The organism is Pantoea sp. WMus005 (genome assembly GCF_013415305.1).
In the GTDB taxonomy this organism is placed as follows: Bacteria; Pseudomonadota; Gammaproteobacteria; order Enterobacterales; family Enterobacteriaceae; genus Pantoea; species Pantoea rara.
Window position 1 is genome coordinate 59,772 of record NZ_JACBXU010000004.1, and the last position, 12,110, is coordinate 71,881.

Genomic DNA, 12,110 nt, shown 5'->3' on the forward strand with positions numbered 1-12,110 from the left:
ATTAGCTGGAAGTAAGGGAGAGAACGCACAGGAAAAGTATCGCTTTGTGCGGTGCGGGTGCGAAAAAAGCGGTAATCAGGTAGAATTCAGCGGTTTTTTAATGTCTGAGAACCACTATGTCTACCACCTTGTTTAAAGAGTTCCAGTTCGAAGCCGCGCACCATCTTCCGAATGTGCCGGCCGGACACAAATGTGGCCGTCTGCACGGTCATTCGTTCCTGGTTCGTCTGGAGATTACCGGCGAAGTGGATGCGCATACCGGCTGGGTTATGGATTTTGCTGAACTGAAGGCGGCGTTTAAGCCGGTCTACAATCGGCTGGACCACTACTATCTGAATGATATTCCTGGCCTGGAAAATCCCACCAGCGAAGTGCTGGCGAAATGGATCTGGGATCAGATGAAGCCAGAACTGCCGCTGTTGAGCGCGGTAATGATCAAAGAAACCTGTACTGCAGGCTGCGTTTACCGCGGCTAGGCCTGTCGGATCGAACCCTTCGATCCGACGCTATTCCCCTCTCCGTCACGCATCTGAATTCCCTCTTCCCTGCGGTTAACCACTCAACGCACTTTATCAGGCGATATTGAGGTATTTATGGGTCTGCATCGACAGACGCCAGTTGCGTGCAATGCAGGTTTCAATACAGAGTCGGGTGGCATCATCTTTGCGGCTGATCGGCTGTAACGCGATGATCCGGGCTTTGGTGTCATTTATCCCTGCCAGCAGCAGATCCAGCGCTTCCACATCACGCTCGCGCGCCACCGGATGTTTGATTTCATCGGCCCGGCTCAGCGCCTGGGGCAGCACATCGTAACCGCCGCGCATATTCACCTTCGGGGAAACGGTTACCCAGGTCTGTTCGGAGCAGTGGATCTCGTGGGTGCCGCTGGTTTCAATCTGACACTGGAAACCGTGTTGTTCCAGCGCAGTCGTTAACGGACGCAGGTCGTAAATCGCTGGTTCACCGCCGGTGATCACCACGTGGCGCGCCGTCCAGCCCTGCTGCGCAATGGCGCTCACCAGGCTCGCCGCGTCGGCATCACCCCAGGCATCGCTTTCCACTGTCTTGATCAAAATATCGCCCAGCGACGTTTCCCGATCTGTCCGCTTTTCCCAGGTGTGCTTGGTATCGCACCAGCTACAGCCCACCGGGCATCCCTGCAGGCGAATGAAAATGGCAGGCACGCCGGTGTAATAACCTTCGCCCTGCAGTGTCTGGAACATTTCGTTAATCGGGTAGAACATTTTTTACTCGCCTGGAGAAATCGGGGCGCTGATTATGCCAGCGTGTGCCGCACAACAACAGCTGCGCGACACGAAAAAGCAAAAGCCCCGCACAAGGCGGGGCTTTCAGAATATGCGATGCCGCTTAACGCGACATCAGCACAGGGTCATTACTGACCTTTAACTTCTTTCAGACCGTTGAATGGCGCTTTAGAACCCAGCGCTTCTTCGATACGGATCAGCTGGTTGTACTTAGCAACACGGTCAGAACGGCTCATTGAACCGGTTTTGATCTGGCCCGCTGCAGTACCTACCGCCAGGTCAGCGATGGTCGCATCTTCGGTTTCGCCTGAACGGTGAGAGATCACGGCAGTGTAGCCCGCGTCTTTCGCCATTTTGATCGCAGCCAGAGTTTCGGTCAGAGAACCGATCTGGTTGAATTTGATCAGAATGGAGTTAGCGATACCTTTATCGATACCTTCTTTCAGGATTTTGGTGTTGGTGACGAACAGGTCATCGCCCACCAGCTGGATTTTGTCGCCCAGAACTTTAGTCTGGTAAGCGAAGCCGTCCCAGTCAGATTCGTCCAGGCCATCTTCGATGGACACGATCGGATACTGTTTAGTCAGATCTTCCAGGAAGTGGGTGAACTCTTCAGACGTGAACGCTTTACCGCCTTCACCGGCCAGAACATATTTGCCATCTTTGTAGAACTCAGATGCCGCACAGTCCATCGCCAGGGTGATGTCTTTGCCCAGCTCGTAGCCTGCTGCTTTTACCGCTTCAGCGATAACGGCCAGCGCTTCGGCGTTGGAAGCCAGGTTAGGCGCATAGCCACCTTCGTCACCAACTGCAGTGCTCATGCCTTTGCTTTTCAGCACTTTTGCCAGGTTGTGGAAAACTTCAGAACCCATACGGATAGCTTCTTTCAGTGTAGAAGCGCCAACCGGCTGGATCATGAATTCCTGGATGTCGACGTTGTTGTCGGCATGTTCGCCGCCGTTAATGATGTTCATCATTGGCAGTGGCATAGAGTATTTGCCTGGGGTGCCGTTCAGTTCAGCGATGTGCTCATACAGTGGCTGACCTTTTGAAGCTGCAGCAGCTTTAGCCGCTGCCAGTGAAACAGCCAGAATGGCGTTAGCACCGAAGTTAGATTTGTTCTCAGTACCGTCCAGGTCGATCATGATCTTATCGATGTTCGCCTGATCTTTCGCGTCTTTGCCTTTTACCGCTTCAGCAATCGGACCGTTTACTGCAGCAACGGCTTTAGTTACGCCTTTGCCCATATAACGTGATTTGTCACCGTCACGCAGTTCCAGCGCTTCGCGTGAACCGGTAGAGGCACCTGATGGCGCAGCGGCCAGGCCTACGAAACCGCCTTCCAGATGCACTTCAGCTTCAACAGTCGGGTTACCACGTGAGTCGATAATTTCGCGACCGATGACTTTTACGATTTTGGACATTACGATTTTCCTCAGTACAAGTTAGTCAATCCTAAGACAAGCAACGCGCGAAAAGTTCGCGCACTGCCTGTGAAACTTACTTCGCTAAACGCTTCTGATGCTCATGCGCGGCTTTAACAAAGCCGGCAAACAACGGATGGCCGTCGCGTGGGGTCGAGGTAAACTCAGGGTGGAACTGGCAGGCCACAAACCACGGATGGTTCGGGATCTCAATAATCTCAACCAGTTGATCATCACCCGAGCGACCTGCTACGCGCAGACCGGCTGCTTCAATCTGCTTTAACAGCATATTGTTCACTTCATAGCGGTGGCGATGGCGCTCAACGATGGTGTCAGAGCCGTAGAGCTGGCGAACCTGGCTGCCCGGCGTTAACTGACACTGCTGGCTGCCCAGACGCATGGTGCCGCCCAGATCGCTCTGCTCGCTGCGGACTTCGACGTTGCCCTCTTCGTCACGCCATTCGGTGATTAATGCCACCACCGGGTATTTACAGTCTGGCACAAATTCAGTGGAGTTGGCGCCAGGCATGCCAGCGACATTGCGGGCAAACTCCATCAGCGCGACCTGCATACCCAGGCAAATGCCGAGGTAAGGCACGTTGTTTTCACGTGCGTACTGCGCGGTCATCAGCTTGCCTTCCACGCCACGGTAACCGAAGCCCCCTGGAATCAGAATCGCATCCAAATCTTTCAGTAATTCGACACCACGTGACTCAACATCCTGCGAATCGATCAGTTTGATGTTCACAGTAACGCGATTTTTCAGACCGCCATGTTTCAGCGCTTCGATAACTGACTTATAGGCATCCGGCAGCTCAACATACTTGCCCACCATGCCGATGGTGACTTCACCACCTGGATTAGCTTCCTCGTAGATCACCTGCTCCCACTCGGCCAGATTGGCTTCCGGTGCGTTCAGGTTGAAGCGCTTGCAGATATAGTCATCCAGACCCTGCGATTTCAGCATGCCAGGAATCTTGTAGATGGAATCGACGTCTTTCAGCGAGATAACCGCTTTTTCAGGGACGTTACAGAACAGGGCGATTTTGGCGCGTTCATTAGCCGGTACGGCACGGTCAGAACGGCAAATCAGCACGTCTGGCTGGATACCAATCGACAGCAGCTCTTTTACAGAGTGCTGAGTCGGTTTGGTTTTCACTTCACCCGCCGCCGCCATATAAGGCACCAGCGTCAGGTGCATATACATCGTGTGTTCGCGGCCCACATCTACGGCCATCTGGCGAATCGCTTCCAGGAACGGCAGTGATTCGATATCCCCTACCGTGCCGCCGATTTCGACCAGCACCACATCATGACCTTCACCGCCTTCAATAATGCGTTCTTTGATGGCATTGGTGATGTGCGGGATAACCTGAATGGTTGCGCCCAGATAATCGCCACGGCGCTCTTTGCGCAGGACTTCTGAGTAGATACGGCCGGTGGTGAAGTTGTTACGACGCGACATTTTGGTACGGATGAAGCGCTCGTAGTGACCCAAATCCAGATCGGTTTCAGCGCCGTCATCAGTGACGAAAACTTCACCGTGCTGCGTCGGGCTCATGGTGCCTGGATCCACGTTGATATACGGGTCCAGCTTCATGATGGTCACGTTCAGACCACGGGCTTCAAGAATGGCTGCGAGGGAGGCTGCGGCAATGCCTTTACCCAGAGAGGAAACGACCCCGCCGGTCACAAAAATATAATTCGTTGTCATGCTGAACCTGAGAGTTTAGGTTTAAAGACGGTGGAATAACCAGGACGGGAAAACAGTATACTGGAAACCGCTATCAGCCACAATTGATGAATCACAGCCATCCTCCAACGCATTGCTGCGCCTTAACATAGCGGATAGCTGCCGATGAAATGTTGATGTGCGTCACAAAGTTGCCGCCACGCTGAATCGAGTAAGCGTAAGCGGCGACGTAATGCACAGCGCTGGAATAATCAGCACTTCTCGCCCTGTTTCACCTGCTGCCAGGCCGCTTCCATCTGTTCCAGCGTGGCACCCGGCATGCTCAGCCCCTGCGCAGCGATGATCGCTTCCACTTCGCGGAACCGGCGCTCAAACTTGTCATTGGCCTTTTGCAGCGCGGTTTCTGCTTTGCTGCCAAGATGGCGTGACAGATTAACCGTGGCAAACAGCAGATCGCCAATCTCCTCTTCCAGCTTCTCGCCATCCACCACGCTCTGCTGCGCCTCATGCATCACTTCATCAATCTCTTCATGCACTTTCGCTACCACCGGTCCCAGCGTGGTCCAGTCAAAGCCGACATTGTGGCAACGCTTCTGAATCTTATGGGCGCGCATCAACGCAGGCAGGGCTTTGGGGATATCGTCCAGCGCGGAATGCTGGGCTTTATCAGCCCGCTCGGCAGTTTTAATCGCTTCCCAGTTTTTCAGCACTTCGCTGCTGGTTTCTGCCGTGGCATCGCCAAAAATATGCGGATGGCGGCGCTCCAGCTTGTCGCTGATCGCGTGGCAGATATCTTCAAAATTGAAGCGTTCCTGTTCGCTGGCCATCTGCGCATAGAACACAACCTGAAAAAGCAGGTCGCCCAGCTCGCCGCGCAGGTCGTCAAAATCTTCACGCTGAATAGCGTCCAGCACTTCATAGGTCTCTTCCAGCGTGTAGGGCGCGATGGTGGCGAAGGTCTGTTCACGATCCCACGGGCAGCCATGGAGTGGATCGCGCAAGGTTTTCATAATGCCAAGCAGGCGCTCAATAGCGTTCATTCAGAGAGGTCCTTGAGTAGTCAGGTGACAGGCAACGGGCGAAGAGGCAAGGCGTGCACACGGCCGGACGCAGTGAACAGCGTCCGGCCATGTTTTAAGGTGCAGAAAACGCCCTCGCAACCTCCTGTTGCCGGTTGCCGCAGTGCCTGACTGAATATCAGTGCAGGCGGCGGGCGTCAATGATATCAGAGACCTGGTTCAGGCGTGCCAGGACACGTCCCAGTACCTGGTGATTGTAGATCTCGATATCCATGTCGATGGTCGCCAGCTGCTTTTTAGTGTCGCTGCGGCTTGAAACGCCCAGTACATTCACTTTCTCGTTAGCGAGAATGGTAGTGATGTCGCGCAGTAAGCCGCTGCGATCATTGGCGGTGACACGCACCACCAGCGAATAGCCGCTGGAGTAGCTTTCGCCCCACACCGCATCGACGATACGTTCCGGCGCGTGGGAAGTGAGTTCAGCCAGCTGGTCGCAGTCGGCACGGTGAATGGAGATACCGCGCCCCTGTGTGATGAAGCCGACAATGTCATCTCCCGGAATCGGCTGGCAGCAGCGGGCAATGTGGTGCATCAGATTGCCAACACCTTCCACGACCACGCGTCCACTCTCTTTACGGGCGGAGGGGGTATACGATTTCTGGGTCAGCTGACGCAGCGCTTCGCGATCTTCCTCTTCGGCACTTGGCTTGTTGAGCTTCGCCTGCAGGAAGTTAACCATCTGGTTAAGACGAATATCCCCGCCGCCAATCGCCGCCAGCAGCTCTTCAAGCGAGGTCACGTTATAACGCGGCAGCAGCAGTTTTTCCGCTTCGCGCAGGCTGATATCCAGTTGATTCAGTTCGTTATCCAGAATTTGTCGTCCGGCGACAATGTTCTTGTCACGATCCTGTTTGCGGAACCAGTTGTGGATCTTCGAGCGCCCGCGGCTGGTCGTGATGTAGCCCAGATTCGGATTAAGCCAGTCACGGCTCGGGTTCGGCTGCTTCTGGGTGATGACTTCAACCTGATCGCCCATCTGCAGCTGATAGGTGAACGGCACGATGCGGCCACCAATTTTCGCGCCGATGCAGCGGTGACCGATATCACTGTGAATATGGTAGGCGAAGTCGAGCGGCGTCGATCCGGCAGGCAGATCCACGACGTCGCCTTTCGGGGTAAAGACGTAGACCCGGTCATCAAACACCTGGCTGCGGACTTCTTCCAGTAGCTCGCCAGAGTCTGCCATCTCTTCCTGCCAGCTGATCAGCTTACGCAGCCAGGCAATACGCTCTTCGTGACCCGCTGCGCCACGTGCGCTGCTGCTGGACGGGCCTTCTTTATATTTCCAGTGCGCCGCGACACCCAGCTCGGCATCTTCATGCATCTGGCGGGTACGGATCTGTATCTCCACCGTTTTACCCTGCGGGCCTAATACCACCGTATGAATTGACTGGTAGCCGTTGGGTTTGGGGTTAGCGACGTAGTCATCAAACTCGCTGGGCAGATGGCGATAGAGCGTATGCACCGTGCCCAGCGCGCCGTAGCAATCCTGCAGGCGATCGGCCACGATGCGCACCGCACGCACGTCAAACAGCTCATCGAAGGCCAGCGACTTTTTCTGCATCTTGCGCCAGATGCTATAGATATGTTTCGGACGACCATAGACTTCGGCGCGCACGCCCTCTTTGGCCATCTCTTTACGCAGGTTGCTGACGAAATTATCGATGTACTGCTCGCGGTCGATTCTTCGCTCATGCAGTAATTTGGCAATGCGCTTATATTCGTCGGGATGCAGGTAGCGGAAGCAGTAATCTTCCAGCTCCCATTTGAGCTGACCAATACCCAGACGGTTGGCCAGTGGCGCATAGATGTTGGTGCTCTCTTTGGCGGCCAGTACGCGCTCATCTTCCGGCGCATCTTTCATTTCGCGCAGGTTCATGATGCGTTCGGCCAGCTTCAGCACCACGCAGCGGAAATCTTCCACCATCGCCAGCAGCATACGGCGGACATTATCGACCTGTTCAGAGGCCATGGAGTCGTTGTGGATCGCTTTCAGCTGGCGGATGGCGTCCATATCGCGCACGCCATGTACCAGCGAGACGATGCCTTTGCCGACGGCATTTCCCAGCTCCTCTTCGCTCACCACTTCATCGTTAGCCAGCGGGAAAATCAGCGCCGCACACAAGCTTTCGATATCCATGCTGAGCATTGAGAGGATTTCCACCATCTCAATACCGCGCCACAGCAGCAGTGACTGATCGGGATGGCTCTGCGTCTGCGCTTCGCAGTAGCGCCAGGTCTCAGCAACGCGTTGACATGATTGCGGGTTGGCAATACCGAGACTGGCGATCCACTGGTCGAGGGCGAAATCCCCCTCAGTATTTAAATGCGCACTTCTGACCGCAACCATAACCTCTCCTGCACAACGACTTACATCGCTTATGTTTTTCTGAACAGCACCATGGATTCGAGATGACGGGTATGTGGGAACATATCCAGCATCGCGACCCTTTCCAAGTGGTAGCCTGCCGACAGCAATGTCTGGCTGTCGCGGGCGAGTGTTGTGGGATTACACGAAACATAGACCACGCGTTCTGGTGCAAGTTTAATCACATGCGCCATGACGCCCGCAGCCCCGGCGCGTGCCGGATCGAGTAATACCTTGTTAAAACCCTGTGCCGCCCACGGCTGGCGCGACACATCTTCTTCCAGATTATGCTGAAAGAAACTTACATTTTTAAGATTATTCAAATCAGCATTATACTCTGCCTGCCGCACTAATGCTGCAATCCCCTCCACACCAACCACATTATGTACGAAGATTCCTATAGGAAGTGTGAAGTTTCCCATGCCGCAAAACAGATCCAGAACCCGGTCTTCCGGCTGCAGCTCAAGCCAGTCGATCGCCTTCGCCACCATCTGCTGATTAATACCATCGTTAACCTGAATAAAATCCTGTGGGCTAAAGGTTAGCTTAAGCTGATGAGATTGATAAAACGGCGTCGACTCACTAAGCGCGATCAATGCTTCATCGCCGGCATCCAGAAACAGCATCAGCTGATGCTTATGCGAAAACTGTTCCAGTTTTTCACGGTCATCGGCATGCAGCGCATCAAGATGGCGCAGAATCATCAGCGGGCCATTGTCGGCCAGCACCAGTTCCACATGGCCGAGACGCCTGACGGCACGTAAGTCGCTGAGACACTGATGCAACGGAACCAGTAATGCCTCAAGTTCGGGCGCTAAAACAGGGCAATGCTGAATATTCACCAGATCGTTACTGGCTTCCTGTCGGAATCCCATCTGCAGCCGCTGCGCTTTATTTTGCCATTGCAGACCCAGACGAGCGCGACGGCGATAGCCCCAGGGTTGACCGGCAATCACCTCATCCACCGTCACGTTCTGTGCCGAAGTCTGGCTCAGCATCCGGCTTAGCGCCTGGGCTTTACTCTGCTGTTGCAGCGCCACATCGGCATGCTGCTGCTGGCAGCCACCGCAGCGATCGTAGTGTGGGCAGCGCGGTGTTACGCGCGCCGGGCTGCGACTAATCAGTCGTGTGACTTTCGCCCGGGCAAATTGACGTTTATCCTCTGTCAGCATGACCTCCGCCTGTTCCCCCGGCAGGGCACCCGTGACAAACAGGGTTTTGCCCTTGTGGCGCGCCACCCCTTGTCCGAACGGGTCGAGCTCCTCAATGGTGACGGTGATCCGTTGTTGCGTCGTCACGCGCTGTTTTGCAACGTAGAATTGCGCCATAGTGTTATTCATTCTCTTTATCGAAAACGGCCTGCATCGTTTTTATCGACAGCATGCACAGGGACGTTAATGCCGGAGTAGCCAGGCGACTATTATGACCAAATACAGCCTGCGGGCGCGAATGATGATTTTAATTCTGGCACCCACGCTGATGGTTGGCCTGCTGCTCAGCTCATTTTTTGTGGTGCATCGCTACAATGAACTGCAGCGTCAGGTGATCGATGCCGGAGCCAACATCATCGAACCGCTGGCGATCTCCAGTGAATACAGCATGACCTGGCACAACCGTGACGCCATGCGTGAACTGGTGAGCCTGCTGCACCGTCGCCACTCCGGCATCGTCCGGGCGATCTCGGTGTTTGATAATCATAACCAGCTCTACGTCACCTCCAATCACAAGCAAAACCTCAGCCTGCTGCAACAGGATGATATCCGCGGCCTGCCCGATGATGTCTCGATGGAGCGTCATGGCAACATACTTATTCTGCGCACGCCGATTACCAGCGAGCGTTACGATGTGGATGAATTACCGGATGAAGATGCTAAGCCATCGGGCAATCCGCTGGGCTATGTGGCAATAGAACTGGATTTGCAGTCGGTGCGGCTGCAGCAGTACAAAGAGGTGTTTGTCGCCACGCTGATGCTGCTCTTCTGCCTGTGTCTCGCCATGCTCTTTGCCTATCGTCTGATGCGCGATGTGACCGGACCGATCCGCAATATGGTCACCACCGTTGACCGCATTCGTCGCGGCCAGCTCGACAGCCGCGTTGAGGGCTACATGCTGGGTGAACTCAGCATTCTGAAAAACGGTATCAATGCGATGGCGATGTCTTTAACCGCCTATCACGAAGAGATGCAGCACAATATCGACCAGGCGACCTACGATTTACGTGAAACGCTGGAACAGCTTGAAATTCAGAACGTTGAACTGGATCTGGCGAAAAAACGCGCCCAGGAAGCGGCGCGTATTAAATCTGAGTTTCTGGCCAATATGTCCCATGAGCTGCGAACGCCGCTCAATGGTGTGCTGGGCTTTACCCGGCAGATGCTGAAAACTCAGTTGCGCACAACGCAGCGCGACTATATGCAGACCATCGAACGTTCCGCTAACAATCTGCTCAGTATTATCAATGACGTGCTCGATTTTTCGAAGCTGGAAGCGGGCAAGCTGATGCTGGAGGCGATCCCCTTCCCGCTGCGCGCCACGCTGGATGAAACGCTGGTGCTGCTGGCCCCGTCGGCGCATGAAAAAGGGCTGGAGCTGACGGTGGTCTGTGACAGCAGCGTGCCGGACAACGTGATTGGCGATGCGCTGCGCCTGCAACAGATTCTGATTAACCTGATCGGTAACGCCATCAAGTTTACCGAAAAAGGATATATCGGCCTGCGCGTGGGACAGCGGGTAATTACGCAGTCGCGCGTCGAGCTGGAGATTCAGGTCGAGGACACCGGCATCGGCATCTCGGAGCTGCAACAGACGCAGCTGTTCCAGGCGTTCCGTCAGGCTGACGCCAGCATTACACGTCGTCACGGCGGGACCGGGCTGGGGCTGGTTATCACTCAGAAACTGGTGCGGGAGATGGGCGGTGAAATCACCTTCAGCAGCCAGCCGGATCAGGGCTCTGTCTTTGTCATTCGCGTGCAGCTGGATCTCAACCCGAATGCGCCCGGCATGCCACGCGTGCTGGAGGCGCTCTCCAATGTGCGCATTGCCTATGTGGAAGCGGATGCAAACGTTGCCAGCCCGGCGCTGGAGATGCTGAGCGCCACACCATTGCAGATCGACTACAGCGAAACACTGGAGGGATTGAAAGAGCCTCACTACCCACTGCTGCTGATGGCGATGCCGATCGATATCAGCCAGCCCGAACTGCTCAATGAGCGCCTGATTAATGGGCTGCTGGACCGGGCAGACAATGTGCTGATGGCGCTTCCCAGCCCGATGATGTTGCTGGCTGATGAACTGAAGGTGCGCGGCATTGATGGCTGTATCGCTAAGCCGATCTCCCTGACGCGACTCCTGCCGATGTTACTGGATCTGCATACCCGTCAGATCAGTGAAGTGCCGCTTTCGCCGCGCCTGCCGCTGACGGTGATGGCTGTAGATGATAACCCCGCCAACCTCAAGCTGATTGGCGCGCTGCTGGAGGAGCAGGTGCAGAGCATCCTGCTGTGCAGCAGTGCTGAACACGCCATTCGTGAGGCGCGCCAGCAGTCGCTGGATGTCATTCTGATGGATATTCAGATGCCTGAGATAGATGGGATTCGCGCCAGCGAAATTATTCGCAGCATGTCCCATCACGCAAGTACACCGATTGTAGCGGTGACCGCCCATGCCATTGATGGCGAACGTGAACAACTGATCAAGGCGGGCATGAATGACTACCTGGCCAAGCCGATTGATGAAAGCAAGTTAAGACAGCTGCTGGCGCGCTATACGCCACCGCCAGTGGTCTCTGTGCCGGAACTGCTGCCGATACTACCCACGCTGGACTGGCAACTGGCGCTGCGACAGGCGGCGAATAAACCCGATCTGGCGCGTGATCTGCTCCGGATGCTGCTGGAGTTTTTACCGGAAGTGCATGCGAAGATGGCGCAGTCTATGGCGGCCAATGAGGTCAATGCCCTGCGTGAGATCATTCATAAGCTACACGGCAGCGCCAGCTACAGCGGCGTGCCGCGTATGAAGCAGCTTTGTCATCAGCTGGAGCGTGGGCTGCTGGAGGCCAGCGATATTGCCGCGCTGGAGCCGGAACTGCTGGAGCTGCAGGATGAAATGGAGAACGTTGCCAGAGAAGCCCGGCAGTTCTTAGGCATTGTGTAAGGCTTCTGCGATTCTGTCGCTATCGCAGAAGCTCACCGGGCTGCGGATCAGCGCTGACTGACCGCAACCGGATGTAATAAAGATTGCCGGCTGCCGTCGTGAGTGCGCGCATCGCGTCAGACCTTCAGC

8 protein-coding genes are annotated in these 12,110 nt (G+C 55.2%); 2 read left to right on the forward strand and 6 right to left on the reverse strand.

Annotation, left to right across the window (positions count from 1 at the left end; translation table 11 throughout):
- Nucleotides 1–116: 116 nt before the first annotated feature.
- Complete coding sequence (queD, locus tag HZZ01_RS15145; RefSeq protein WP_179898434.1) at nucleotides 117–476, forward strand: 6-carboxytetrahydropterin synthase QueD; 360 nt, start codon at nucleotides 117–119, stop codon at nucleotides 474–476.
- 96 nt (nucleotides 477–572) lie between these two features.
- On the opposite strand, the gene queE is transcribed toward queD, so the two are convergent.
- From queE to rlmD, 6 genes are all read right to left on the reverse strand, one after another.
- Nucleotides 573–1,244, reverse strand: a complete 672-nt coding sequence (gene queE / locus HZZ01_RS15150) for a 7-carboxy-7-deazaguanine synthase QueE (protein WP_179898435.1) — start codon at nucleotides 1,242–1,244, stop codon at nucleotides 573–575.
- Between the two features lie 149 nt (nucleotides 1,245–1,393).
- Entirely contained in the window at nucleotides 1,394–2,689 is a 1,296-nt protein-coding gene (gene eno / locus HZZ01_RS15155) for a phosphopyruvate hydratase (protein WP_179898436.1), read from the reverse strand.
- 76 nt (nucleotides 2,690–2,765) lie between these two features.
- Complete coding sequence (pyrG, locus tag HZZ01_RS15160; RefSeq protein WP_013358881.1) at nucleotides 2,766–4,403, reverse strand: glutamine hydrolyzing CTP synthase; 1,638 nt, start codon at nucleotides 4,401–4,403, stop codon at nucleotides 2,766–2,768.
- Nucleotides 4,404–4,633: 230 nt separating this feature from the next.
- A complete protein-coding gene (gene mazG / locus HZZ01_RS15165) occupies nucleotides 4,634–5,422 on the reverse strand; it encodes a nucleoside triphosphate pyrophosphohydrolase (protein ID WP_179898437.1) in 789 nt (262 codons plus the stop codon).
- A gap of 157 nt (nucleotides 5,423–5,579) precedes the next feature.
- Nucleotides 5,580–7,811 carry a GTP diphosphokinase gene (gene relA, locus HZZ01_RS15170; protein ID WP_179898438.1) on the reverse strand — a complete coding sequence of 744 codons (2,232 nt, stop codon included), beginning with the start codon at nucleotides 7,809–7,811 and terminating at the stop codon, nucleotides 5,580–5,582.
- 29 nt (nucleotides 7,812–7,840) lie between these two features.
- Nucleotides 7,841–9,157 (reverse strand): 23S rRNA (uracil(1939)-C(5))-methyltransferase RlmD, encoded by a 1,317-nt coding sequence (gene rlmD, locus HZZ01_RS15175; protein WP_179898439.1) that lies wholly within the window; start codon nucleotides 9,155–9,157, stop codon nucleotides 7,841–7,843.
- Between the two features lie 94 nt (nucleotides 9,158–9,251).
- Between rlmD and barA the strand changes: the two genes are divergently transcribed.
- The gene (gene barA, locus HZZ01_RS15180) at nucleotides 9,252–11,981 is read left to right on the forward strand and encodes a two-component sensor histidine kinase BarA (RefSeq protein WP_179898440.1); all 2,730 of its coding nucleotides are present in this window, start codon (nucleotides 9,252–9,254) and stop codon (nucleotides 11,979–11,981) included.
- The last annotated feature ends 129 nt before the right edge of the window (nucleotides 11,982–12,110 follow it).